This is a genomic window from Verrucomicrobiia bacterium, from assembly GCA_019634635.1.
Lineage (GTDB): Bacteria > Verrucomicrobiota > Verrucomicrobiia > Limisphaerales > UBA9464 > UBA9464.
Genome location: JAHCBB010000033.1, coordinates 1 through 25,935, shown reverse-complemented (window position 1 = coordinate 25,935; position 25,935 = coordinate 1). Strand labels below are relative to the sequence as shown.

General features: G+C 65.7%; 23 protein-coding genes. 13 read left to right on the top strand and 10 right to left on the bottom strand.

The genetic code is table 11. The annotated features are described in order from the left end of the window. Positions 1-239: 239 nt before the first annotated feature. The 5 genes from KF791_17230 (at position 240) to KF791_17210 (ending at position 6,430) form a co-directional block, all read left to right on the top strand. Positions 240-896 (top strand): CDP-alcohol phosphatidyltransferase family protein, encoded by a 657-nt coding sequence (locus tag KF791_17230; GenBank protein ID MBX3734322.1) that lies wholly within the window; start codon positions 240-242, stop codon positions 894-896. Beyond that, positions 893-1,495 carry a 1-acyl-sn-glycerol-3-phosphate acyltransferase gene (locus tag KF791_17225; GenBank protein ID MBX3734321.1) on the top strand — a complete coding sequence of 201 codons (603 nt, stop codon included), beginning with the start codon at positions 893-895 and terminating at the stop codon, positions 1,493-1,495. Before KF791_17230 ends, KF791_17225 begins: the two co-directional genes overlap by 4 nt. Then, complete coding sequence (locus tag KF791_17220; protein ID MBX3734320.1) at positions 1,492-2,433, top strand: phosphatidate cytidylyltransferase; 942 nt, start codon at positions 1,492-1,494, stop codon at positions 2,431-2,433. The genes KF791_17225 and KF791_17220 overlap by 4 nt, the downstream gene beginning before the upstream one ends. Positions 2,434-3,081: 648 nt before the next feature. After that, positions 3,082-4,716, top strand: coding sequence for an NAD-dependent malic enzyme (locus KF791_17215; GenBank protein MBX3734319.1), 1,635 nt, complete (start codon positions 3,082-3,084; stop codon positions 4,714-4,716). Beyond that, on the top strand, positions 4,709-6,430 hold the full coding sequence (locus KF791_17210; protein MBX3734318.1) for a pyruvate decarboxylase: 1,722 nt from the start codon (positions 4,709-4,711) through the stop codon (positions 6,428-6,430). Before KF791_17215 ends, KF791_17210 begins: the two co-directional genes overlap by 8 nt. Before the next feature lie 115 nt (positions 6,431-6,545). Here KF791_17210 and gmk read toward each other — a convergent pair whose 3' ends face one another. Both gmk and KF791_17200 read right to left on the bottom strand, forming a co-directional pair. Beyond that, positions 6,546-7,163 (bottom strand): guanylate kinase, encoded by a 618-nt coding sequence (gene gmk, locus KF791_17205; protein MBX3734317.1) that lies wholly within the window; start codon positions 7,161-7,163, stop codon positions 6,546-6,548. After that, positions 7,160-8,026, bottom strand: coding sequence for a YicC family protein (locus tag KF791_17200; GenBank protein ID MBX3734316.1), 867 nt, complete (start codon positions 8,024-8,026; stop codon positions 7,160-7,162). Before KF791_17200 ends, gmk begins: the two co-directional genes overlap by 4 nt. A gap of 346 nt (positions 8,027-8,372) precedes the next feature. Between KF791_17200 and KF791_17195 the strand changes: the two genes are divergently transcribed. Further along, positions 8,373-8,951, top strand: coding sequence for a hypothetical protein (locus KF791_17195; protein ID MBX3734315.1), 579 nt, complete (start codon positions 8,373-8,375; stop codon positions 8,949-8,951). Positions 8,952-9,036: 85 nt separating this feature from the next. Here KF791_17195 and KF791_17190 read toward each other — a convergent pair whose 3' ends face one another. Next, positions 9,037-9,366: a hypothetical protein gene (locus KF791_17190; GenBank protein ID MBX3734314.1), complete on the bottom strand. Its 330-nt coding sequence runs from the start codon at positions 9,364-9,366 to the stop codon at positions 9,037-9,039. Between the two features lie 132 nt (positions 9,367-9,498). Continuing rightward, complete coding sequence (locus KF791_17185) at positions 9,499-9,678, bottom strand: hypothetical protein (GenBank protein ID MBX3734313.1); 180 nt, start codon at positions 9,676-9,678, stop codon at positions 9,499-9,501. A 134-nt stretch (positions 9,679-9,812) separates the two neighbouring features. Between KF791_17185 and KF791_17180 the strand changes: the two genes are divergently transcribed. From KF791_17180 to KF791_17155, 6 genes are all read left to right on the top strand, one after another. Then, positions 9,813-10,466 carry a hypothetical protein gene (locus tag KF791_17180; protein MBX3734312.1) on the top strand — a complete coding sequence of 218 codons (654 nt, stop codon included), beginning with the start codon at positions 9,813-9,815 and terminating at the stop codon, positions 10,464-10,466. A gap of 529 nt (positions 10,467-10,995) precedes the next feature. Beyond that, complete coding sequence (locus tag KF791_17175; GenBank protein MBX3734311.1) at positions 10,996-11,913, top strand: HAD-IIA family hydrolase; 918 nt, start codon at positions 10,996-10,998, stop codon at positions 11,911-11,913. Between the two features lie 58 nt (positions 11,914-11,971). Beyond that, a complete protein-coding gene (locus tag KF791_17170; protein MBX3734310.1) occupies positions 11,972-13,795 on the top strand; it encodes an N-acetylmuramic acid 6-phosphate etherase in 1,824 nt (607 codons plus the stop codon). A gap of 197 nt (positions 13,796-13,992) precedes the next feature. Beyond that, the gene (locus KF791_17165; GenBank protein MBX3734309.1) at positions 13,993-14,289 is read left to right on the top strand and encodes a Dabb family protein; all 297 of its coding nucleotides are present in this window, start codon (positions 13,993-13,995) and stop codon (positions 14,287-14,289) included. Between the two features lie 8 nt (positions 14,290-14,297). Continuing rightward, positions 14,298-15,728: an aldehyde dehydrogenase gene (locus KF791_17160; GenBank protein MBX3734308.1), complete on the top strand. Its 1,431-nt coding sequence runs from the start codon at positions 14,298-14,300 to the stop codon at positions 15,726-15,728. A gap of 261 nt (positions 15,729-15,989) precedes the next feature. Further along, positions 15,990-16,205, top strand: coding sequence for a hypothetical protein (locus tag KF791_17155; GenBank protein MBX3734307.1), 216 nt, complete (start codon positions 15,990-15,992; stop codon positions 16,203-16,205). A gap of 45 nt (positions 16,206-16,250) precedes the next feature. Here the strand turns inward: KF791_17155 and acnA are convergent, their stop codons facing one another. From acnA to KF791_17140, 3 genes are all read right to left on the bottom strand, one after another. Further along, positions 16,251-18,959 carry an aconitate hydratase AcnA gene (acnA, locus tag KF791_17150; protein ID MBX3734306.1) on the bottom strand — a complete coding sequence of 903 codons (2,709 nt, stop codon included), beginning with the start codon at positions 18,957-18,959 and terminating at the stop codon, positions 16,251-16,253. A gap of 298 nt (positions 18,960-19,257) precedes the next feature. Further along, entirely contained in the window at positions 19,258-19,818 is a 561-nt protein-coding gene (locus KF791_17145; protein ID MBX3734305.1) for a sigma-70 family RNA polymerase sigma factor, read from the bottom strand. A 55-nt stretch (positions 19,819-19,873) separates the two neighbouring features. Further along, positions 19,874-20,677: an arsenite methyltransferase gene (locus KF791_17140; protein ID MBX3734304.1), complete on the bottom strand. Its 804-nt coding sequence runs from the start codon at positions 20,675-20,677 to the stop codon at positions 19,874-19,876. 191 nt (positions 20,678-20,868) lie between these two features. Between KF791_17140 and KF791_17135 the strand changes: the two genes are divergently transcribed. Next, positions 20,869-21,870: a hypothetical protein gene (locus tag KF791_17135; protein ID MBX3734303.1), complete on the top strand. Its 1,002-nt coding sequence runs from the start codon at positions 20,869-20,871 to the stop codon at positions 21,868-21,870. A 27-nt stretch (positions 21,871-21,897) separates the two neighbouring features. On the opposite strand, the gene KF791_17130 is transcribed toward KF791_17135, so the two are convergent. The 3 genes from KF791_17130 to KF791_17120 form a co-directional block, all read right to left on the bottom strand. Beyond that, on the bottom strand, positions 21,898-22,740 hold the full coding sequence (locus KF791_17130; GenBank protein MBX3734302.1) for a hypothetical protein: 843 nt from the start codon (positions 22,738-22,740) through the stop codon (positions 21,898-21,900). A 469-nt stretch (positions 22,741-23,209) separates the two neighbouring features. Further along, the gene (locus KF791_17125; protein MBX3734301.1) at positions 23,210-24,181 is read right to left on the bottom strand and encodes a transposase; all 972 of its coding nucleotides are present in this window, start codon (positions 24,179-24,181) and stop codon (positions 23,210-23,212) included. A 136-nt stretch (positions 24,182-24,317) separates the two neighbouring features. Continuing rightward, the gene (locus KF791_17120) at positions 24,318-25,409 is read right to left on the bottom strand and encodes a HEAT repeat domain-containing protein (GenBank protein ID MBX3734300.1); all 1,092 of its coding nucleotides are present in this window, start codon (positions 25,407-25,409) and stop codon (positions 24,318-24,320) included. Between the last annotated feature and the right edge of the window lie 526 nt (positions 25,410-25,935).

The window sequence follows — 25,935 nt, the reverse complement described above, 5'->3', positions numbered from 1 at the left end:
ACGGGAGGACTAAACACCCGGGGTCCGCTGGTCCGTCAAGCCCCTCCTGCCAATTCCCGTCCTGCGACGCAGGAGTGATTCCTGAGGATCGTGGGAAAAGGGCGGGCGACGATGGAATGCATTGATTGGACGCGGCTGCCCTGCACGGCACGGGGAAGTCGCCCCAGGTCGGGGGCTGTGAGGCTTGATTCCCGGCGGTGTGCTGGATCAATGATGGCCTGCGGAACCCGCCCCAGGCCATGAACGGACCCTCTCGTCGCCCCATAGCCGCACGGAACACTTCTTGGGCCGCCGCCGCCGCGCGTGCCTTGGTCAGGGCCGGCTTGAAGCCGAACACCATCTCGGTCCTCAGCGCGGTCTTTGGCGGAGTGGCCGGTCTGAGCTTCTGGTTCGCGGGACGCGTGGAAGCGCCAGCGGCTTGGATCGCCTGCATGGTCGGTGCGATGGCCGGGATGCAGCTCCGATTGCTCTGCAACCTCTTCGACGGCATGGTCGCCATCGAGGGTGGCTTCAAGACAAAGTCCGGTGAGGTCTTCAACGAACTGCCTGACCGGTTTTCGGATGCCTTCGTCTTCGCCGGCGCGGGCCACGCGTTGTCAACCGGCCATGCGTGGATGCCGACGTTGGGCTGGCTGGCAGCGGTGTTGGCCGTGACCACAGCCTACGTCCGGGCGATGGGCGCGGCGGGCGGCGCTTCGCAGCACTTCTGCGGCCCGATGGCCAAGCAACATCGCATGGCCGTGATGACCGTCGCGTGCCTGATCGCCTGCGCCGCACCATGGTGGGCGGTCGCCGCCAAGGCACTGACGATCGGACTGTCGGTCGTCGTGGTCGGCAGCCTCGTCACCATCGTTCGTCGCACCGGCCGGATCGTCCGCGATCTGGAATCTCGATGACCTCGCTCTTGCTCACCGGCCTGGTCCGGCTGCTCTGCGGCGTCCGCGCTCACTGGCAGGGCTGCGCCCCCGTTCCCAGGCAGCGGATCTACTTCGCCAACCACACGAGCAACCTTGACGCCCTCGTCATCTGGGCGGCGTTGCCTCCCGGCCTGCGCGCCACGACGCGTCCGGTCGCCGCGCGCGACTACTGGGAAAAGGGCCCGATCCGCCGCTTCCTGGCGCACCGGGTCTTCCATGCCGTGCTGATCGAGCGGCAGAAGGTCACCCCCAGCACCAACCCGCTCACCGCCATGACCGAAGCGATGGGCGCGACGGATTCGTTGATCATTTTCCCCGAAGGCGGCCGCAAGAACGGCCCCGAGCCCGAGGCCTTCAAGAGCGGGCTCTATCACCTGGCGAAGCAGAAGCCGGACGTCGAGTTCATCCCCGTCTACCTGGAGAACCTGAACCGCGTCCTGCCCAGGGGTGAAGGCCTGCCGGTCCCGATGCTGTGCAGCCTCACCGTCGGGGCGCCGATGAGGCTGGAGGCGGGCGAGACCAAGCCCGGCTTCCTCGAACGCGCCCGACGCGCCGTCTGGAACCTTCGAAACCCATGAACTTCGATCCCCAGTTGCTAGGGCTCTTCGGCGGGATCCTCGGAATCCTCGTCGTGGCCAGCGTCGTCGGTGGGTGGCTGGCCCGGAGGCCCGGCGACGACGAATGGCGCGCCACCGTGGCCAATCTCAATGCCCGCACCGCCGCGTGGTGGGTCATGGCGGCGGTCTTCGCGGGCGCGCTGCTGCTGGGGAAGCCGGGCGTGATCGCGCTTTTCGGCGTCGCATCATTCCTCGCGTTGCGGGAATTCATCACCCTCACCCCGACGCGACCCGCAGATCATCGCACACTTTTCTGGGCCTTCTTCATCATCACGCCCCTGCAATACTGGCTGATCGCCGAGGAGTGGTATGGACTCTTCAGCATCCTCATCCCGGTCTATGTCTTCCTCTTCATCCCGGTGCGCAGCGCGGTGGTGGGCGACTGCGAACGGTTCCTGGAACGGACCGCCAAGATCCAATGGGCGCTGTTGCTCTGCGTGTATTGCGTGAGCCACGTGCCCGCCCTGATGACGCTGGAGATCGCCGGCTACGAAGGGCGGAACGCCGAGCTGATCTTCTACCTCGTGGTCGTCGCCCAGCTCGGCGACGTGCTGCAATACGTCTGGGGCAAGACGCTCGGACGGCATCGCATCGTGCCCACGGTCAGCCCGAACAAGACGTGGGAGGGGTTCATCGGCGGCATCGCCTCGGCCACGGCCATCGGCGCGGCACTCTGGCGGATCACGCCGTTCACACCGCTGCAATCGGCCGGCATGGCGCTGGCGATTGCCTGCCTCGGCTTCGCGGGCGGGCTGGTCATGTCCGCCATCAAACGCGACCGGGGCGTGAAGGACTACGGCGCACTGATCGAGGGCCATGGCGGCGTCATGGACCGGATGGATTCCCTCTGTTTCGCCGCGCCGGTGTTCTTTCATTTGGTGCGGTTCTATTTCACCTGAGGCATTCCGCCCTGATGAGAGGCCCGATTCCCCACAGTGGCTGGACTCTTGAACGGGCCGGCCGTCAACCTCGGCAACGTCGCCCTCGAAGCGGCAGTCGCGCGGCCGACGATTCGCCGGTACGCTCCGAGGGGAATCGGAAGCCCCGCAGAGGAAGCTTCAAACTGCCGGCGCAGTGCATTTGGCGATTCTGGATGCAGCGTCCAAAAATGGCGATGAAGGCTGCGTTCAAGGAGCCCTCACCGAACAAACGGTCAAAGGGAATCACCCCATTGAGTTCTCTCCGCCTGGAGCGCGCTCCAGGTGAGGAGCGGCGTCTGCGCCCCCGGCGTCAAAATCGGTCGCCTCCAGCCTCCAGCCTCGGGTCTGCGGCCTCACACCACGTCCCGGCGTGCGCCGCCCGCGCCGGAGTCGTTCGACAGCCTCTCAACCCATTCCCGCAACAGGGTGCTCCGTTGCGACAGAACGCCCGCTGTTGACACAGCCCGGGTCGCCCGGTTCACTCGACAGGGATTTGGAGCATTCCAGCCGGATCTCCATCCTCGATCGCGGCGTTTAAACCGAATTTCCAGCCGGCGGCAGAAAAAACGCAACCTGATATCGGATCAACCCTGCCATCCGGGCGGATCGTTGGAGCACGCAATCCATATGACTCTCGATAAAGACCTCCGCGGCTTCGCCCTGCTTCACAATCCCCGATTCAACAAAGGCTCGGCATTCACACAGGCGGAACGCGATGCGCTTGGACTCAATGGCCTCCTGCCCGATCAGGTCCAGGAAATCCGCGTGCAGATCGCCCGCGTGCACAACCAGCTTGAGTCCATCCCGGATGATCTGCAGAAGTATCTGTTCCTGTCGGATCTGCAGAGCCGGAACCAGACGCTCTTTTATGCGGTGTTGATGTCGGATCCGGCCCGCTTCATGCCGCTGGTGTACACGCCGACGGTGGGTGAGGCCTGCCAGAAATTCGACCATGTTTTCCGGGGCTCACGCGGGCTCTACTTGCCGATCACCGCCAAAGGCCGGGTCCGTGAATTGATGAAGAACTGGCCGGAGACGGACGTACGCTTCATTGTGGTCACAGACGGGGAGCGGATTCTCGGTCTGGGAGACCTGGGCGTGGGCGGCATGGGCATCCCCGTCGGCAAGCTCGCGCTTTATACGGCCTGCGCCGGCGTGCCGCCGGATCTGACCCTGCCGGTCACCCTGGACGTCGGAACGAACAACCAGGATCTGCGGGAGGATCCGCTCTACCTGGGCCTGCGGCAGGAGCGTGTCCGCGGGCCAGCCTATGATGCGTTCGTGGACGAATTTGTCTCGGCGGTGCAGGAACTCCATCCGAAGTGCTGCATCCAGTGGGAGGACTTTGCGAATTTCAATGCCTACGCCATCCTGAATCGTTATCGCGACAAGGTCTGCACCTACAACGACGACATCCAGGGCACGGCGGCCGTGGCACTCGCGGGCCTGTACGGTGCCATCAGGATCAGCGGCCGGAAGCTCAGCGAACAGACCGTGCTCTTCCTCGGGGGCGGCGCCGCGGCCACGGGAATCGCCGAACTCATCAGCGACGCCATGGCCCTCGAAGGGCTGACGATCGAACAGGCGCGCCGGCGGAACTGGCTCTACGACATCCAGGGATTGGTCACGGCCGACCGCAACGATCTGACGGATTTCCAGAAACCCTTCTCGCACGATCACCCGGCAGTGCCGAGCTTCGTTGCCGCCATCGAGGCGATCCGACCGACCGCGATCATCGGCGTCAGCACGGTCCCGAAGCTGTTCAATCGAGCCGTCATCGAGGCCATGAGCCGGATCAATCCGCGTCCGGTCATCTTCCCCTACTCGAATCCAACCTCCCGATCGGAATGCACGGCGGAGGAGGCCTACACCTGGTCCGCAGGCCGGGCGATCTTCGCCAGTGGCAGCCCCTTCGCCCCGGTGGACTTCGCCGGCAGGACCTTCATTCCCGGACAGGGCAACAATGTCTATATCTTCCCCGCCATCGGTCTGGCGGTCCTGGCCACCGAGGCCAGCCGCGTCACCCAGGAATTGTTCATCTGCGCCGCGCAGGCCGTTGCGGAGCAGGTGACGCAGGATCAGCTCGACAGCGGCCTCATCTATCCGCCGCAAAGCCGCATTCTCGAAGCATCCCAGCACGCCGCGACCCGTGTGGCCCAGCGGATCTTTGATCGCGGGCTGGCGCGCGTTCCGCGTCCTGCCGACGTCCCCGCGCACGTGCGCCGCTGTGCCTACTCCCCCGTCTACACACCCTATGTCTGAAGGAGGATCCATCACGTCCCCGGCCCCGACCACGACACTTGGTGGCTACCTGGCCGCCCGCATTGCCCAGACGGGCATCACCGACTTCTTCGGCGTGCCCGGGGACTACAACCTGGTGCTGCTGGACGAACTGCTCAAGCAGCCCGGGCTGCGCATGGTCGGGTGCTGCAACGAACTCAACGCGGGTTACGCCGCCGATGGTTATGCCCGCGTGCGCGGATTCTCGGCGGTGGTGGTGACCTACATGGTGGGAGCCACCAGTCTGCTCAATTCCACGGCGGGATCGTATTCTGACGACCTGCCCGTGCTCGTCGTCTCCGGTGGACCGAACACCAACGACGCCCCGGCCCGCCGCATCCTCCACCACACCATCGGCGAGAAGGACGTTGACCAGGCCTCGAAATGCTTTGAGCCGGTGGTTCGCAAGACCTTTGTCATCCGCCATCTCGACGACGCCACGACGATGATTGACGAGGCGCTGACGCTCTGTCTGCGCGACCGGAAGCCGGTCTATCTGGAAGTGGCCTGCAACCTGGCCGGCGCCCGGGTCCCCGCCCCGGGACCGATGAGCTTCCCGCCCGCCCGGACCCCAAGCGACCCGGCCTCCCTGAAGGCCGCCGTTGATGCCGCGCTCGCGCACCTGACGGCAGCGGTCAAGCCCGTGCTGCTTGCCGGGGTCAAACTCGCCCCCGCCGGCGCTCAAGACAGCTTCGAAAAGCTGGCCAACGCCCTGGGCTGTGCCGTGGCCGTGATGCCCAACGCCAAGGGATTGTTCCGTGAGAACCATCCCGGTTTTGTCGGCACCTATTGGGGCGCGGTCAGCAGCGAGGACTGCGCCGAGGTCATCGAGTCCAGCGACTGCCAGATCATCGCCGGGCCCATCTTCAACGACTACACCACCACCGGATGGACGGCGCTCATCCATCACAACAAGGCGATCACCGCGGACCCCGACCGGGTCACCGTCACGGGAACCCGGTTCCACAACGTCCGGCTGGATGATTTTCTGACGACGTTGGCGGCACGGGTGTCGAGGAAGGAGGCCTCGCTGCTGGCGTACCGGCGCCTGCACGAGAACCCCGCGCAACCCCCTTTGGCGGCGACCGACACGCCTCTGTCGCTGCGCGAGTTGCGCGCGCAGGTGCAGCACCTGCTGGACGCCCGTTCCCACATCGTCGTGGAAACGGGCGATTCCTGGTTCAACGGACAGAAACTGACGCTGCCCGCCGGTGCCGGCTACCACTTCCAGATGCAATACGGCTCCATCGGCTGGTGCACCGGGGCAACGCTCGGCGTGTCCATCGGGGCGGGTCCTGCCAGGCGGGTGATTGCGCTGATCGGGGACGGCTCGTTCCAGGTCACTGCCCAGGAGGTGTCCACGATGATTCGATACCACGTCAATCCGATCATTTTCCTGCTGAACAACCGGGGTTATACCATCGAGGTGGAGATTCACGACGGCCCCTACAACAACATCAAGAACTGGGACTACGCCGGGCTGATCCAGGTGTTCAATGCCGGCGAGGGCAACGGGCTGGGCCTCAAGGCAACCACCAGTGCAGAATTGACCGCGGCCGTGGAACGCGCCCGGCACCACACCGGGCTGGTGCTCATCGAGTGCGCCCTCGACCGGGACGATTGCACCAGGGAACTGCTCGAATGGGGCAGCCGTGTGGCTTCGGCGAATTCAAGGCCACCCGCCTCGCCGGGGTAACGCGGCCGGGCTGAAGCGCGGATCCGGAGCGGTCGCACCCGGCCGGCACCTCGCCCCATCCCCCGTTGCGGACCCGCCGGGCCGGACGCAGTCCGCGGTCATCACCCGCGTGCGATCAGCCGAACGTCAGCTGATTGCGATGGCTCCGGAGCGCTTCGGCCGTGTAAATCGCACGAAGCCGTTCCAGATCCTCCGCGCGAGTTCCGCTGACGATCAGGTAGTCGAACTCGCTCCAGCGGGCGGCCTCGGCACGCGCCGATTCGAGACGCCGCTGCGCCACCGCGTCCGCATCGGTGCCCCGTCCGCGAAGGCGTCCCTCGAGCTCGGCCAGGGAGGGAGGGGTCAGGAAAACCGTCACCAGGGCGCGAGCCAGTCGCGGGTCGGATGCCGCCGCCTCGCGGACGGAGGCGGCGCCTTGGACATCAATGACAAGAAAGACGTCATCGCCGCGGTCGAGGATGTCGAGCACGGACGCCCGCAGAGTGCCGTAACCCCGGCCATACACCATGGCATGTTCGAGAAACTCCCCACGCTGCACCCGGGCTGAAAAATCCGCCTCCTGGAGGAAGTGATAGTCGCGGCCATCCATCTCTCCAGCCCGGGGAGCACGGGTCGTGCAGGTGATCACGCGTTTCAAGGACGGCGCCACCGCAGTGAGATTGCTGGCGAGGGTGGTTTTTCCGGCACCGGATGGCGCGGAGAGCAGCAGGATCACGGGGATGCGCATCGTCATTCCACGTTCTGGGCCTGTTCCCGGAACCGCTCCAATTCGGTCTTGAGGTGCACCACCTCCGAAGCGATGGCCGCGTCGTTGGCTTTCGATCCGATGGTGTTGACCTCGCGGTTCATCTCCTGGGCCAGGAAGTCCAGACGGCGTCCCTGCGGTTCGGGCGATTCCAGCGCGTGGTCGAACTGGGCGCAGTGACTTTCCAGACGGGTCAGCTCCTCGTTCAAATCGGTGCGGTCCGCAAACAGCACCACTTCGCGCAGGACGCGCTCGTCGTCGCCGTGGACGCCCTCGACCCCTGCGAGCCGGACCCTCTGGAGCAGTTGATCCCGATGTCGTTGCAGCACCCCGGGGGCCTGGATCCGGATCCGGTCCACGGCCGCCCGCATCGCGGAGATGCGTGCGGCCAGGTCGGCCGCCAGGGCGGTGCCTTCCCGCTCGCGCATCTTGTTCAGCGACTCCAGGGCCCTGCCCATGGCCGGCTCCAGCACCGCCCACAGGGCCTCGGGGTCCGCTGCGGTGGCGTCCGCCTGCAGAACGCCCGGGCAACGCACGAGGGTTTCGAGGGTGAGGGTGTTTGGCAGCCCAAGCCGCGCGGCGAGACTGCCAAGCTCGCGTGCATAGGCGGCGGCCACGGGCGCGTTGACCCGCGCGCCGGTCCACTCGGGAGGCAGCTCGGCAAGCACCCGCGCATCCACGCGGCCGCGCGACACGTTGCGGGCGATCTCGGTGCGGATCCGCCCCTCCAGTGCCTCCAACTCCGGGGGCAGCCGCAGGGAGATTTCCAGCTGACGCCGGTTGACCGCCCGCAGTTCGACCGCCATCCGGAGCCCCTCCCGAACCTCCTCGGCCCGCCCAAAGCCCGTCATGGATCGCATGGGGAGCATCATGTCGCGGCCCACACGCCAGCGGCGAGCCGATTGTCGGTGTCCGCCGGCCGGAACCGGGAGATGGAACCCCGACGGCCCCGTCCTGCGCCAGCCGAGGCAGTCCTGCCCCACCACCGAACGTCCCAGGGTTGCGCGCCGTTCCGCGGTCGTTCCATCGCACAAGCGGGCCACAATCCGGCCTTGACGTTTACTTTCGTGAAGTGTGGGATCACCCCCAACGCCGAAGACAGGGGGCACGCGCCGTTCCAGTCCTGGCGGGGACGCATGCTCCGGCCCGGCGGGGCAAGCGCCGACAGCACGTCCATCCCGGGCCTGATTCGACCCTATGCGCACGATCCTGATTCTCCTTCTGGTTTCAACCCTGCCTCTGGCCCGGGCGGACGTCATCGAGTGCGATAACGGCGACCGCTACAATGGCAAGGTCCTGTCCATGGACGCGAAGGAGGTGAAGCTGCAGAACGACATTTCCGGCACGCTGACCATTCCCCGCAACCGGATTGTGGGAATTCGGCTGGGCCAGACACCGGCGCCGTCTGCACCCAGGGCGGCGGCCAGTGCTCCCGTGCGCGATGGCCAGGGTCTCCAGTTCGATGCCGCGGCCATTGAGCGGATTCAGAACGAGTACCTCGCCACGGCGACGCCGGAGGCCAACCAGTTGTTTCAGGAACTGGTTCGCGGGGTGCAGTCGGGTCAGGTGCCTCTTGGAGATGTGCGCACGCAGGCGGCGACGACGTTGAAGGAATTGCGGGCGGCCCAGAAGGAGTTTGGCGATGACGCCCTGGGCGGAATCCTGGAAACGTATGGTGAGGTGCTGGAGTCGTTCCTCCGGCAGACATCACCGGGAACGCGCGCCCCGGCGATCCCGCCCGCGCGACCCCAACCCAAAGCCCCCCTGCCCAAATAGGTGGACGGACACCACCGGGAGGACCACCCCGTGCGATCAAGCGGCGCGCGATGCGATGGCTGGCCTTGCCGCAGCGCTTCGGAGTTCAAAGCGTCGGCTGGCCCCTGTTCGTTGCACCGTCGGACTGGCCGGTCTGCTTGAGGCGCTCAGCAAAATCCTGAGCGGAGAACTGCTGAACCGTACCGTCCGCCAACGTCGCAATCACGCGTCCGTCCGGCTGACGGGCGGCCATCAACACCCTTTGTGGCACGGTCTCACTGCCGCCCAACCACACCCTGGCTTCCATGCCCTCAAAGGCGCGGACGCTGCTGCCCGGAATGAAGCCGTGGCGCACCAGATCATCCAACCAAACGGTCTCGGGCAACGGCAGACCTCGATGGGTGAGACCTCGCGAATAGGCCTGCATGGCGGACACCAGCCCGGAAACGTCTTGGAACCGCTCTTATCGCGGAGAACACGAGGTCCCCGTCAAAGCCACGATCAACGTCAGTTAAAGTGACAGGTTCAAAAATTGACATGCCCCTCTTTGGGGGTGAGCAATCGCGCATTACAGCTGGATCGAAAAGGTGGAGCTGGAAGGGTGGGGGTGTACCACTGCATCTCCCGCGTCGTTGGCGGTCAGCGTCTGCTCGACGATCTGTGCAAGGAGAAGCTCGCCGAGATCCTCCTCAAACTCGCCCGGTTCTGCGGGATCGAGATCATCACCTACTGCATGATGGGCAACCACTTCCCCTCTGCTCCTGCGCGTCCGGCAGCGCGGAAATTCCGGATGCCGAACAACCAACGCCTGGGAGGGTTTACGGCAAGAAAGAGGATCCCTGACCGTCCTGGCCGGGGAGGGGGTTGGAGACGCGTGGGGCGGTGGATCCGGATATTCGCCAGTCGCTGCTGGAACGAATGGGCGATGTGTCCGCGTTCATGAAGGAGTTCAAACAGCGCTTCAGCCGCTGGTACAATCGCCAGACCGGCCGATTCGGCACGCTGTGGGCCGAACGTTTCAAGAGCGTCTTGATCGAGGACAACCCGGGAACCGTCCGCATGGTGGCCGCGTACATTGACCTGAATCCGGTGCGGGCCGGCATCGTGCAGGATCCCAAGGAGTACCGCTTCTGCGGCTATGCCGCGGCGCTGACAGGCAACCGGGTGATGCGCAAGGGGTTGATGAGCTGCCTGGAGCCAGGGGCCTGGGGGGAGGCGGCGGCGGAATACCGGCGCAGCCTGTTCGTCACGGCGGGGAGCCCGGGGCGGAGTGACAAGGTGGCGCTGGATCGGGAGACGATCCTGGAGGAGCTGCGACGCGGCGGGGCGTTGAGTGTGGCGCAGGTGCTGCGCCTGCGGCTGCGGCACCTGACCGACGGGGTGGTGCTGGGATCCAAGGCGTTCGTGAACGAGGTGTTCGTCCAGCATCGGGAACGGTTTGGCGTCAACCGTAAGGACGGAGCGCGGCGGATCCGGGGTGTCCCACTCCCCGGGATCAGCGTGCTGAGGGATCTGCAGGTGCGGGCGGTCGGGTAGGGGTAGCGGCTCCCATGGAGAAGCAGAAGTTGAAATGACTGATTTGAAGTTTGCGCTGCAGGGTCGCCCACTCCTGCGACCCTGCGCCCTGGAGGCACAGGGTGAGTTGGACGAAGCGAGAACAATGGGGTCGCATCTAAACGAATGACAATTGGTCGCGAGGCCGGGCGGCACGGCGGGCGGTCCTTCGATCGCCGGCCAGGCCGGTCCTGAAACGCTTCACCACTCGGATGGCCGCGGCAACCCTCGAGCCGGGAATCTGCCGTGTTCGGGAGAGTTGGGCCGCGACCGGGACCGCCAGCGACCCGGTTTCTGCGCGCTTTTGCGCAGCTTGCGAGGAATCCGGCTGTGCATCGGTAACCGGGCTCCCCGCGCGGCAACCCGGTCCACGAAATCCCCGGATCCCATCAGCTTGCCGGACAGGTGGTTGCCTTGCTGTTGGGGCCGGGAATCCCCTCGGAATTCCTCGGACGGCAGTAAAATTGCTTCGTGGATGCGGGCACCAAACCCGTGCCGGCAACTCAAACGCATGAAATCTGGATTCCTCATAGACATGGACGGGGTGATTTATCGCGAGAATCACCTCGTTCCGGGCGCCGCCGAGTTCGTGGCGGCACTCGTCAGCACCGGAACCCCCTTCCTCTTCCTGACCAACAACTCGGCGCCAACGCCCGAGGACCTCGCCGTCCGCCTGAAGCATCTCGGCATTTCCGGACTGTCGTCCCGGCACTTCTACACCTCGGCGCTCAACACGGCGGACTTCCTGTGCGAAACCGATCCGGTCTGCACCGTGTTCGTGCTGGGTGAGGGTGGCCTGCTCACGGCCCTCAACCAGCGGGGCATTGCCAATGACGGCATCCGGCCGGCGTATGTGGTCGTGGGCGAGGGAACTCCCACCACGGAACGGCTGGCCAAGGCGCACGAATGCATCGAACGCGGCGCCCGGCTGCTGGCCACCAATCCGGACAACTGGTGCCCGGTGGCGTCCGATCGGACGCGTCCCGGCGCCGGGGCCACGGCCGCATTTCTGGAGGCCAGCACGGGACGCCGCGCCTACTACCTCGGCAAACCCAACGGCTACATGTTTCACCGCGCCTGCCGGCGGCTCACCGAAACCGCGCTTCGGGAACCGGATCAGTTCATCATGATCGGTGACACCATGGAGACCGACATCCGGGGTGCCGTGGAGGCCGGAATTCACGGCTACCTGGTCCTCACCGGATCCACGCAACTCGAAGGGATTGGGGACTACGTGTACCAGCCTACGCGCGTGCTGCAGAGCGTGGCGGAGTTGACCCAGGAGGTGCTGACCGGCAAGCCGTCCGACCATCTCGACAGCCCGGTGTTCGCTGGCCGGGTCTCCCGGGGCGACCGCCCGGGGTCGCGCCATCAGACCGATGTCCTGGCCCTCTACAAACCCCGGCCGCGCCCTGCAATGACCAAGTGAGTTCTTCGGACCGCTGCGCGCTTGGCTCGCGGTTTGTCTCCACCCCATCGTCTCGTCCATGGAGGCGGGGCACTGGTGGATCGGCGTCGAGTGTGGCGGCACGCGCACGGTGGCGCTGGCCGTGGACGACGCAGGCGGGCGCGACGTCCGGGCGACGTCCGGCCCCGCAAACCTCCGCCTGCTGGACGACGCGCGCCTCGAGGCGCATTTCCGCTCGTTGTCTGAAAAGCTGCCACCGCCCTCGGGCATCGGCGTCGGCATGGCGGGGGTTCGCGACCGGGCCGACTGCCAGCGCGTGGAGGCGGTTCTGGATCGGGTCTGGCCGGGAGTCCCCCGCCGCGTGGACCACGATCTGGAATCGGCCCTCGCTGCCGCCGAGCCACCGGCGGGACGGTCGGAACCCTTTGACGCGCGGGTGATCCTCCTGAGCGGCACCGGTTCGTGCTGTTTCGGACGCAACCGCCGGGGCGTCACGGCCAAGGTGGGTGGCTGGGGACATCACCTCGGCGATCGCGGCAGCGCGTACGACATCGCCTACCGCGCCCTGCGCGAGGCCGCCCATTCCCTCGATCATTCAGGGATCTGGAGTCCGTTTGGGCGGCGGGCCTTGCGTGCCCTGATGCTCAATGAGCCCAACGAGCTCATTGCATGGATGCAGACCGCGGACAAAACGTCCGTGGCGGCCCTGGCTCCCGAGGTGTTTCTCGCAGCCGGAGAGGGAGACCCGGGTGCACGACGCCTGCTGATCGAGGTGGAGGCCATCCTGGCCGGGGACGCGCTGGCCTGCGCCCACCACCTGTCGCCTGCCGGGCGCCCGGTTCAGTTCGTCCTCGCCGGGAGCGTGCTGTTGAACCAAAAGGACTTTGCCCGCCGGATCGGCGTGCGGATTCGGAAGGCACGCCCGGGATCGGTGGTGCAGCCGCTGCCCCGGGAATCCGTCTGGGGCGCCGTCGTCATGGCCAGGCAGGCCGGCGCCTCGATTCCCCCCGCCCCCCCGGCCCCCAGGACCCAACCGCGGTCCGGCTCCGGATCGCCAAAGGCTCCGGTGGACTGGATCCCGGGGACGCGTGCCCAGTCCCCCACGGAACGCCGAAATCCGAGATCGGGGGCCTTGGACCGGATGTCCCTTGGGGAAGCGGTCGCCCTGATGCTCGCCGAGGAACGCCGGGGTGTGGCCGCGCTTTCCACGCATCGCGCGACCCTGGAGCGGCTCGTTCGCAAGGTGGTGCGGACCTTCCGCTGCGGCGGGCGGCTGTTTTATGTGGGCGCTGGAACCAGCGGCCGCCTCGGGGTGCTCGATGCGAGTGAGTGCCCGCCCACATTCCGGACGCTTCCGGACCAGGTCCAAGGCATCATTGCCGGCGGTGAACGGGCTCTGTACTGCGCCGTCGAGGGTGCCGAGGATGATGGCCCGGCCGGGGCACTGGCGGTGGTGTCTCGCGGGGTCACCCGGTCCGATTGCGTGATCGGAATCGCCGCCAGCGGGCGAACGCCGTTTGTCTGGGGCGCCCTGGCCCGTGCTCGCTTGCTCGGTGCAGGAACGGCGCTGGTGTGCTGCAATCCGCACCTGGATTTTCGGGGCGGCTGGAAGCCGGATCTCGTGGTGGCGGTGGACACCGGTCCCGAGGTGCTTACCGGGTCCACCCGGCTCAAGGCGGGCACCGTCACCAAACTCATCCTGAACCTCGTCACCACCCTCGCGATGGTGCGGATGGGCAAGGTGATGGGGAACCTGATGGTGGATCTCCACCCATCCAACGCGAAGCTGCGGGACCGGGCCTGCCGGATGGTTCAAGAACTGACCGGCGTCGGTCCCGAGGCGGCCCGCGAGGCGCTGGAGCACCATGGCTGGAGTGTGAAGGCCGCGGTGAGCAAGAAATAGGGCATCCTCCCCATGCCTGCACCGTCCGGGTGCTGAACTGGATGCAGCGGCAGCGGGTGGCGTGTTGGCTCCGTCGGAATCCTCCCGGGACGAAATCCTCCTGGAATCGGAGCGGCTGAGCGTCAGCCACTCGGAATCGATTGGATCAAGTGCAGGCTTGTATCGCCCCCGGGGCGGCTCTTTAGCCTGACGTCGCCATGTTTTCGCACGTTGTTGTATTCTGGACAGACCCCGCAAATCCCAAGGCCGCTGATGAATTGGTCGCAGGCGGTGAGAAGTACCTGAAGCCCATTCCCGGAGTGCTGCATTTCCATATGGGCCGGATGGTGGGGAGCCATCGCCCGGTGGTGGACCAGACCTACCAGGTGGCGCTGAACCTCATCTTCCCTGACAAGCAGGCACAGGACGACTACCAGGTGCATCCGGAACACGTGAAGTTCGTGACTGAGTACAGCCGGCTCTGGAAAAGGGTGACGGTGTACGACTTCGCCTGAATCCCGCCATGGAACTTCCCAGGCAGTTGTATGTGGACGGGACCCACCGGGACGCAACCTCGGGTGAACGCACGGTCCTGGTCAACCCAGCGACCGAGGAGCCGTTTGCCGATGTGGCGGCGGCTTCGGCTGCTGATGCGTCCGCTGCGGTGGCGTCCGCGCATGGCGCCTGGGAGGACGGGTGGCGGGATCTGGCCCCGGGGCGCCGGGCGGAGATTTTATTCCAGGTGGCGCGACGGATTCGCGACCACGCGGAACACTTGGCGTCGTTCGAGATGCTGGCCATCGGCAAGCCGATCAGCGACGCGCGGGACGAGATCGCACTTGGGGCCCGGGTGTTCGAGTACTACGCCGGCGCTGTGGGCAAGTTCGGGGGGCAGACCCTGCCGGTGGCGCGCGGCGGGTTCGATTTCACCCGTCGCGAACCCATGGGCGTGGTGGCGGCGATCGTGCCGTGGAACTTCCCGTTTCCCATCGCCTGTTGGAAGGCGGCGCCCGCCCTGGCCGCGGGCAACTGTGTTGTCCTCAAGCCGGCGTCGCTCTCCCCGCTCACCGCCTTGGCCCTCGGTGAAATCGCCCATGCCGCCGGAGTTCCGGCGGGCGTGCTCCAGGTCGTGCCGGGTTCAGGAGCCACTGTGGGCGACGCCCTGGTCACCCATCCCCTCGTGCGCAAGGTGTCCTTCACCGGTTCCACCGGGATCGGACGCCGGATCATGGAGCTGGCATCCCGGGATCTGAAGCGTGTGTCGCTGGAACTGGGGGGCAAGTCGCCGAACATTGTATTCGCTGACGCCGATTGGGAACTGGCGGCCAAATCGTCGCCGCTGAGCGTGTTTGCCAATACCGGACAGGACTGCTGCGCCCGCAGCCGCATGTTTGTCGAGCGGCCCGTGTTTGACCGTTTCGTCGAGGAGTTCGTGGCGGCGACCGGGCGCCTGGTGGTGGGCGATCCCACCCGTCCGGAAACCCAGATGGGTCCGATGGTGTCCGCATCCCAACGCCAGAGCGTGGAGTCGTTCCTGGACGACGCGCGGTCGCGGGGCAGCCGGTTTGCCTTCGGCGGCGGGCGGCCGCATCCGCGCGGCTACTACCTCGAGCCCACCGTGCTGCTGGATGTCGGGTATGCGGACCGTTGCTGGCGCGAGGAGATCTTCGGCCCGGTGGTGGCCATTTCCCCCTTCGACGATGAGGCGGCGATGCTTCGCGAGGTCAATGCGTCGCCCTACGGACTGAGCGGTTCCATCTGGACCAACGACCTGCGGCGGGCGCTGCGGGTCAGCCGGGCGGTGCAGAGCGGGGTCCTCAGCATCAACTCCCATAGCAGCGTGCATGTGGAGGCACCGTTTGGCGGGTTCAAGTCGAGCGGTCTTGGCCGCGATCTCGGAATGTTCGCCATGGAGGGTTACACCGAACTGAAGAACGTGTACGTGGCGGGGTAGGCGTGTCCGGGGATCTCCTCAACCCTTTCGGAGGGAATCCAGCGGCCTGTCGTCCGGAACTTCCTTCCCACCCGGAGCATTCCGGGATCGAACGGACGCCTCCGATGGCCCCCACCCACCCTCCTCAAAGCACTGTCGGACCCCTGCGGGCCTCTTGGTTCCGGGTTTGGAGCTGGCGGCCGCAGTTCTCATCGGTGACCTTTCCCCGGACAGCGTCATGAGGACTCCCCCATCGAAGCCCATGACCAACCTGGAAAACCATTGCATGCAGTCCTCGGCCAACGGAGCCGGCTGTTCTTCCTCGGCGCCGTGGTCGGCTGGTGGGTGGAGCGCCGGCGTGCGCTCCTCGCCAGGGAGCTCACCGTTCCCGTGGCGTCCGGGGTCATCGCGGGCGGCTCGTTGATGGGCGTGCTCCCGGAGTTCATCAAAAACGGCCCGGACCTGCTCCGAAGGCTGCCCGGCGGAGCCCCGCCGTGAGCCGCTCCCGGGAACAGGAGGGAGCGGGGATGGGAGCCCCGCCTCTTACGCCCCGGCGAGGAGTTGCCGGAGGACGTAGGGCAGGATCCCCCCGTGGCGGTAGTAATCAATTTCAATGGGGGTATCAATGCGGCACCGCACCGGCACCGGCTCGACGGTGCCGTCGCGACGGGTAATGCGCAGCGTGAGGTCCTGTTGCGGGCGCAGTGCGGCGTCGAGCCCTGCGATGTCGTAGGTCTCGGTGCCGTCGAGGCGGAGGGTCTGCACGCTGGTCCCTTCGTGGAACTGCAGGGGGAGCACGCCCATGCCGACGAGGTTGGATCGGTGGATGCGCTCGAAACTTTGGGCGATCACCGCCTTCACACCCAGCAGGCTCGTGCCCTTGGCCGCCCAGTCACGGCTCGAGCCGGTTCCGTATTCGTGCCCGGCAAGCACCACCAGGGGCACCGCCTGCTGCTGGTAGGCAATGGAGGCATCGTAAATGGACATCTTCGAGCCGTCCGGCCCGAGGGTGTTTCCACCTTCCTCACCACCCAGCATCAGGTTCTTGATGCGCACATTGGCAAAAGTGCCACGGGTCATCACCCGGTCGTTGCCGCGGCGGCTCCCGTAACTGTTGAAGTCGGCGAAATCCACCCCGTGTTGCTCCAGATAACGGCCGGCGGGCGAGGTCTTCTTGATCGCGCCCGCAGGCGAGATGTGGTCGGTCGTGACACTGTCCCCAAAGAGACCCAGGGCGCGGGCACCGGTGATCGAGCGAATGCCCCCCGGCTCCCGGGAGAACGCGGTGAAGAATGGGGGTTCCTGGATGTAGGTGGATTGCGGATCCCAAGCGTAGACGTTGCCGGTGCTGGACGGGATCTCGTTCCATTTCGGATTCTGGGCGGCAAAGTTCCGGTAGAGCCTGCGGAAGACCGCCGGAGTGAGGGCGGCCTGCATGGCGTCCCGCACCTCCTGAAGCGACGGCCAGAGGTCGGCGAGATACACCGGCTGGCCGTCCTTCCCGGTCCCGAGCGGCTCGCAGCTCAGGTCAATGTCCACCCGTCCGGCGAGCGCAAATGCGACCACCAGGGGCGGTGACATGAGGAAGTTGGACTTCACATTCTGGTGCACGCGCGCCTCGAAGTTCCGGTTGCCGGACAGCACCGACGCGGTGACCAGGTCGTGCCGGAGCACGGCATCCTCAATGGCCGGATCGAGCGGGCCGGAATTGCCGATGCAGGTGGTGCAGCCGTAGCCGACCGTGTTGAAGCGCAATTTGTTGAGGTACGGGGTCAGGCCGGTCTTGCGCAGGTACTCCGTGACCACGCGCGACCCGGGGGCGAGCGACGCCTTGACCGCCGGGTTCACCTTCAGGCCCTTTTCCACCGCCTTCTTCGCCAGCAGACCGGCGGCCAGCATCACGCTGGGGTTGCTGGTGTTGGTGCAACTGGTGATGGCGGCGATGACCACCGAACCCGTTCCGAGCGTCGCCTTCTTATTGGCCGCCGTCTGCACCGCGACCCGCTGTCCGAAGGCCTGACGGGTTTTCCCGAAGCCGCCCTCGCCCACCGGACGCTGGATTGCCTGGAAGAACTCCCGGCGCAGGTCAGGCAGTTCGATGCGGTCCTGGGGACGTTTCGGGCCCGCCACGCTGGGCTTCACCGAGGAGAGATCGAGTTCGACCACCTGCGAATAGTCCACCTCGCCGGCCTCGGGGATGCCCCACAGGCCCTGGGCCCGGTAATAATTTTCGTACAGCGCGCAGTGCGCCTCGGAGCGCCCAGTGGCCCGCAGGTAGTTCACGCATTCGGCGTCCACCGGGAACAAGCCCAGGGTCGCCCCGTATTCCGGGGCCATGTTGGCGATGGTTGCCCGGTCCACCACCGGCAGGGCCGTGGCGCCCGAACCGAAGAACTCCACGAACTTGCCGACCACCTTCGTCCTGCGGAGCAGCTGGGTGACGGTGAGTGCCAGATCCGTGGCGGTGACCCCTTCCCGCAGCGTGCCGGTGAGGTGCACGCCCACGACATCGGGGGTCAGAAAGTAAACCGGCTGCCCCAGCATGCCCGCCTCCGCCTCAATCCCGCCAACGCCCCAGCCGACGATGCCCAGGCCGTTGATCATCGTGGTGTGCGAGTCGGTGCCGACAAGGGTGTCGGGATAATACGTGCCGTCGGGCGACACGAGGACCCCCTGGGCCAGGTACTCGAGGTTGACCTGGTGGACGATGCCGATGCCCGGAGGCACGACCTTGAAGGTGTCAAAGGCCTGCATGCCCCACTTCAGGAACTGATATCGCTCGCGGTTCCGCGAGAATTCCAGGTCGAGATTGCGGGCCATGGCGTCCGGGGTGCCCGCGAAATCCACCTGGACGGAGTGATCCACCACCAGATCCACCGGCACCAGCGGTTCGACGATCTTGGGATCCCGGCCGAGCGCGGCCACGGCCGCGCGCATGGCGGCGAGGTCCACCAGCAGGGGCACTCCGGTGAAGTCCTGCAGGACAATCCGGGCCACGACGAAGGGAATCTCGGCGGTCCTGGGTTCGTTGGGCTTCCAGGCGGCGAGCTCGCGCACATTGGATTCCTGCACCTTCAGGCCGTCGCAATTGCGGAGCACGGATTCCAGGACCAGCCGGATGGACACCGGCAGACGCGAAATCGGGCCGAGGCCGGCCTGCTCGAGGGCGGGCAGCGAGTGAAACCAGCCCTTCCGACCGTTTCCGAGGTCAAAAGTCTTCCGGGTGTCGAACGGGGTCTGCGGTGTGCTCATGCGCGGGACAACAAGGAACGCGGGAAAACGGGCCCCGGGATCCGGCACCCGCCCGCGTCCGGCGTTGAACCGTGGGGATTGCGCGTGAATGCGTCAAGAAACCGGTCTGAAGCCATCGCCGCTCCGGGGGTATGGCGAACAGTCCCCATCTGGGCGAACCGTTGAGCCACGCGTTGCCCCTGCGCCGCACCGGCTTTGCACCAGGTCGCCGGAGGTGGTGGCGCCGGCGCGTCCGTCCATGACAGGTCCAATGGTGGGACCCTTTTCGGCACACCCGTGGGCGGTGCCGGATCGGGAATCAATCACCGCACTCGTCTTCACAGGCCGGTTCCCGCGGAGTCGCCTCGATGAGGGTGCCGCGCCGGTCCAGCTCGAAACGGCAACAGGCGTCGAGCCGGGACTTCAACGCGGCTCGCGCCCGTTGGATGCGCGATTTGGTGCCGGAGATCGAGAGGCCGAGATGCCTGGCCAGATCGGCCTGGGTCAACCCCTCCCAATCGGTGAGTCGCAGGGCGTCGCGATGCGCCGGCGTCAGTTGATCAACAAACTCGCGGAGGCAGCAGGCCAGGTCGGGCAAATCCGCGGACCGTTCCGTGGCGGGTTCCACGTCGTGGAGCAGGGGATCGCCCGTCCGTTGATCGCGGAAATGGTCGGCAATGGCGTGACGCACGATCCGCCAGACCCATGCCTCCATCTTCTGGTCCGCGCGCAGCGACGGGAGGTTGCGGTGAATCTTCAGGAAGACTTCCTGCAGGATGTCCTCCGAGTCCGCGTGATGGCGCACCCGGCTGCGGATGAAGTTTCGCATCCTGCCGGCGAAGTCCGCCCAGAGTTCTTCCACAGTGGAGGTCGTGCTCATGGTGCGGCGAGAAGAGATGTGGCCTTGACGCTCCCACCGGTCGGCTCCGGCATCGTCATTCACGGCAGCATTCCGGCTCACAGCAGCGTCCGGTGGGCTTTACGGCTTCGATCGTTGCCGAAACGACAAAGTTTGCCACATCGCGGCCGGGCACCCAGTGGCGAATGAATTCGCGACTGGCGTCCTTGGGCTGGATGCGGATGTCAGCAAAACCGGTGTCGCGCAACCACGCTTCAATCTCATCCACACGTGCGGCCCCGGCCACACAACCGCAGTGCGCGGCGAGGTCGTCGGCCACCTCTGGCGGGAGTTCGGCCGTGCGGACGACGTCGGCGATGGCGAGCCGGCCGCCGGGTCTGAGCACGCGGAACGCCTCGCGGAAGACGCGGCCCTTGTCCGGCGAGAGGTTGATCACGCAGTTGGACAGGATGACGTCAATGGAATCATCCGCCACGGGCAGATGCTCAATCTCGCCCAGGCGAAATTCAACGTTGGTGGCGGATGCCGTGGTTGCATTCGCTCTGGCCTTGGCGAGCATTTCGGGCGTCATGTCCACGCCGATCACCCGCCCCGTGGGCCCGACCCGGCGGGCGGCGAGGAAGCAGTCGAAACCCGCGCCGCTGCCCAGATCGAGCACCGCCTCTCCCGGCTTGAGCGAGGCGATGGCCTGGGGATTGCCGCAGCCGAGTCCGAGGTCCGCACCAGCGGGCAGTGCCGTCACATCTTCGGTGCTGTAACCCAGCGCGTGGGCGTCGGTCGCCGCCGGACGGTCCGGGGCGCAGCAGCCAGCGGGCTCAATGCCCGCAATCCGGCCGTAGGTTCTGCGCACTTCCGCGCGCAGCGCATGGGGGTCTTTCATGAGGTTCGTATTCATCTTCGTTCACCCGTACTGACGGACGATCCGCGAAAAGGACGCAGAAATTCTGACAGACATGGCAATAGGGGCCGGCGATTGCGTACATTCCACCGGGTGCCGCCCGGAGGGATCCTGGGCAGGCGGGGAGGATCCTTGACCCCACTCCCGAATTCCGGTGGCGTTTGTCGAGCTGCATGAAAAACGATTCGCCCAGCGCCGGTCTCCTCCTGGCGGTGTCGCTCACCCTCCTGGGAGCGATGCAAGCCCAGGATGTGAGTGCGGTCACCCTGTTTCGAACCGCCAACTACGTCCAGAGCACGGTGGACAACGTCGCCCCGGAGCCGCCGGAGGACGGGGTCCTGCCATATACTGCCTTCGCCAACATGGAGATGACGGACGACTTTCTCAGCGACCCCGACAACCTCTTGTTTGTCCGTGGCGTCACGTTGCAGCCACCTTCCGGCCCTTTGCGCACCCTTCAATTCGTCGAATTCTATGGCGGCTTCACTCAAGAGGAGGGCTTTCAGTCGGCCGACGGGCTGGAGAACGCCTATCGTGCCGGAACCTACCGCTTCACCTTTGGAAGCCTGATCACAGGGGACCAGATATTCCAGGTTCCCGTAGCCGAGCAGTCCCTGCTGACGCCGGCGCGCGTCACCAACTTCGATGCAGCACAGCAGGTGGACCCCGGCGCTGTATTCCCAATCCAATGGTCGCCGCCTGCCCCGGAGGATGGCGGGGTGTCCCTGGAAATTTGGGATCTGAACACAGGCGACCTGGTGTTCGAACTGGAGCAATTCGACACGCCAGCGACCTCCGCGCTGATTCCGGCAGGCTTGCTCCAGCCCGGGCGGGATTACGAGGTTGAGCTCATCCTGGCGCGCCGGGATTTCGAAGACGACAGCGCGCTCCCCCACCGGCTTGCGGCGACACTCGCCACCACCCGACTGCCCCTGAGGACCACGTCTGGAGGCTCCGCAGCGCCGGTGATCACCTCGATCACCCTGGATCCCGCCGGAGCACTCCAACTGGTGGTCACCTGCCGGGTGGGGATCGCCCTGGAGCTTGAGCAGTCCGCAACGCCGGAGTCTGCCTGGAGCCCGCTCCAGTCGGTCGTTCCCGATGTGTCACCGGCGACCCTCACGTTGCCGGCGGCATCCCTCCCGGACGTCGCCTTCTTGCGGGTCGTCCAGTGACACACGGCAACGGCTGGGTGATGCCGGTCAGTGGCCCACCCGCCCGGGAAAATCTGCCTCATACCGGCGGAGCAGCGCCGTCGCGTCGGGTGCCACGAGGTAGATCTTTCCGCGCACCTCCTTCGTTTCGCCCGGTAGAAGCCCGCCAAGGCGGAAGTCGCTGTGCAGGCAGCGCGCCACACCTTGGAACAGCTCGTGCCACGGCTCCCAGGCGGTGGCGAAGATCAGCGATTCGTCCGCGTTGAAGCACCCGATCAATCCGTGGCTGGGCAGGAGCGGGCTGAGCGGACGCGGATTGACGTCGTCTGCGGGCACCCTCGGCCCGCGCCAGACCTGGCCGGGTGTGTAGCGGGCCTGTTTGGCCCACGGCTGCAAGGGCAGGCGGGAGAGCCGCCCGTCGAGGAAGAGAAAGCACCTGGGCAGGTAATCCTCCTCGCCGCCGCGGAACGCTGCCCCAAAACCGGTGAATTCGCCCAACCGCACGCACGGCTGCGCCCAATGCGCCTCGGAGACCGTCTGCGCCGGGTTCCTCGCCGTGAGCCGGAAGTCCACCTCGTCTGCGGCGGCGGTGATGACGTGCTCGACGACCACGCCATCCGCAAGCCGGTCGCGCAGAAGGAGGCGACGGCGGTCCGGGGCGAGTTCCACCAGGTCGTTGGTATGTGGGATGACGGTGTGACGCACCCAGTCGGCGTCGTGCGCCCCGGGGCGGCAATAGGCTTCGAGGTAGTTGATGCGGATGGTGCCGCCGGGGAGGTCCGGACGTTCGATCAGCAGCCAGTGCCCGTCGCGACGCAGAGTGATGCCGGGCGACTGAGCAGCAGCCCCGACAAGGACGAGGGCCGTCACCAGGAGGAGGAAGAACTTCATCCAGCAAGCTGGGGCCAGGCGCACGCCTCTCCGGACCAGCATTCGACCTTGATTTGCAGGAGCCGCAGGTCCGTCGAGCAGAACGTCGTAAGTGCTGTCATCGCTCCTCGGTCTGCCTGACCCCGCGAGACCCGATCCCGCACGCTTGCCGAAGGGACACCAACGCTCCGACACAAGCCCCGGGCGACGACGCCGTTCATCCCTTCTCAGGACTGCGCTCCCCCTCACTTCCCATGCGCCTTCACAGGATAACGCCCCTTCGCCACAACAACCCGAAACATCCCGGCGATGGGCAAAACCCGTCAGCATCACCGTACGACGTCAAACATTCAGATGCGACCCCATTGTTCTCGCTTCGTCCAACTCACCCTATGCCTCCAGAGCACAGGATCCCAAGAGTGGGCGACCCTGCAACGCAAACTTCAAATCAGTCATTTCAACTTCTGCTTCTCCATGGGAGCCGCTACCCCTACCCGACCGTTCGCACCTGCAGATCCCTCAGCACGCTGATCCCGGGTAGAGGGACACCCCGGATCCGACGCGCCCCGTCCTTGCGGTTGGCGCCAAACCGTTCCCGATGCTGGACGAACACCTCGTTCACGAACGCCTTGGATCCCAGCACCACCCCGTCGGTCAGGTGCCGCACCCGCAAGCGCAGCACCTGCGGCACGCTCAACGCCCCGCCGCGTCGCAACTCCTCCAGGATCGTCTCCCGATCCAGCGCCACCTTGTCGCTCCGCCCCGGGCTCCCCGCCGTCACGAACAGACTCTGCCGGTATTCCGCCGCCGCCACCCCCCAGTCCCCGGGCGTCAGACCGCTCATCAATCCCTTGCGCAGCATGCGGTTGCCCGTCAGCGCCGCGGCGTAGCCGCAGAACCGGTAGTCCTTGGGATCCTGCACGATGCCGGCCCGCACCGGATTCAGATCAATGTACGCGGCCACCATGCGGACCGTTCCCGGGTTGTCCTCGATCAGGACGCTCTTGAAACGTTCGGCCCATAGCGTGCCGAAGCGGCCGGTCTGGCGATTGTACCAGCGGCTGAAGCGCTGTTTGAACTCCTTCATGAACGCGGACACATCGCCCATTCGTTCCAGCAGCGACTGGCGAAGATCCGGATCCACTGCCCCACGCTTCTCCAATCCCTCCCGGGCCAGGACGGTCAGGATCCCTCTCTTGCCGTAGAACCCCTCCAGGCGTTGGAGCAGTTCGGCATCCGGGATATCCCGCGCTGCCGGGACGCGCAGGAGCAGGTGGAAGTGGTTGCCCATCATGCAGTAGGTGATGATCTCGATCCCGCAGAACCGGGCGAGTTTGAGGAGGATTTCGGCGAGCTTCTCCTTGCACAGATCGTCGAGCAGTCGCTGACCGCCAACGACGCGGGAGATGCAGTGGTACACCCCCACCCGCCCCTCCTCCGCCTTCACCTTCATCCGTGCCATGCGCATGGAGCATCTCTACTTGGTGACCCCCAGTGTGTCAATCTTTGAACCTGTCACTATATTTTACTTTATTTTATCTGCGCGCTGATCGGTGGCCGTGTCCCGCCCCTCATGGGCGGGTGGAGTGTCCGCGAGGTCAAGGCGATGTCCGGGGTGGAAGCTTACCGGGATCAGGATCGCCGGCGGCGGGTCCGGAGCCGCGACGGTCGAGTTCATCAAACTTCTGCAAGTAGATGGTGGCAAACCGCTGCGCTCTGCTTTCTGGATTGTCCCGGATCTGGCGGAGCATCGGCCTGACCCGACTCCGGAACTCACGCTCATCCATGAGGTATTCGGTGAGGTGGGCAACGCTGCTTTCCGCCGGGGAAAATCCACGGCTCGTGTGCGTCGCTCCGTGGCTTCGGGTCAACTCAGCCTCCAGTGCAGCCAGTTGGGAGAGCACCGATGCCTGGTTACGTTCGACCAACCAGAGCGCACGAAGCGCCTGCGCCCGGGCCATTGACCACTCGGACTGTAGCATCGCCTGCCGCAAGGTGGGTGCGAACGGGGCTGCGTCCGGACCCAGGTATCCGAGACAGATGCTTGGCCAGGACAGGTTGTTTGTCGTGATCAGGGCCGCGATCTGTTGCAGTAGGGTCGAGTTCGTCCGATCCAAGTTCCACAAGGCGAGCATGGCCGCGAATCGGGCATCTCGGTCGGCGTCTGTCCGTAACGCCTCCAGGGTGTTCCGCGCCAGCGGAGAGGGGGACCTCAGCAGACCCAGGGTGAAGGCGACTTCGGACCGGATCCGTCCGTCGGGGTCTGAAGCCAGCCTTGCCACGTCGGGAACTGCCGTCAGGGCAGCCGGTCCGAGTCGTCCAAGGTGGAAGATGGCCCGATGGCGGATTTCGTTGGGTTCATCCGAGGGTCCTGGTCCTCCGACGAACCGCTGCAAGACGGGGAACCGTTGCAGCAGCCGTATCCAGGTTGGGTCGAACTGGAGGTCCTGCCGGAGCACATCCACCGCGGTACTACCCAGGCCGCGCAGCGCCTCCAGCTTCCGGCGGTCGTTCTCGGCTACAGTTCCATTCCGATCCCACCAATCCATTGTCCCGATCCACTGATGGACCGCAGCCCTGGCAGCCCGGTTCCGGGAAACTCGTCGGAACAGAATCCCGACCGCCACGCCCAGGACCAAGGCGAGCACGGCCAACGTCCACAGACTTCGGGTGTTCCAGAGAGGTCGCATCTTCCGCGAAGCCTGAAAGCAGATTCTTATCCGTAATACTCGGCGGCGCTGGCGGCCTGGGCCTTCAACTCGTCCATCTGCGCCAGCGTCAACGAGGGCTTGGTTCTGGGGTTCGTCACTTTTATTCCAATAAAAACATCACAAAACCGAAGCCGGTTGGTACGCGAACCGGGCAGGGCTGGCAACTACGCGAACGTGAAAGATAATTACAAACGCTGCACCTGTCCCTTTAATTGGGTGACCGGGGAGCGACAGAACGGGCGCATCCACCGGTACGATCCTACGGACAGGACAGCGATCAATGACTCGGTAGCCGCCTGAAGGCGGGACGACTGCCAACGCGCCTCCGTAGACGATGACCAAAGCGAGACTTGCTGAAGCGTTGCCCCAATTAGTCCATTGCCAGTGGCCGACGAACGCTCCAGGGTCCAGTAGTTTCATGGCATCCACGCATCGCAAATCTCCCATGCATACCCCATTGCCGTTGGTGACCGCGCTTTGTATCGGGGCGCTGGCCGCCCGCGCC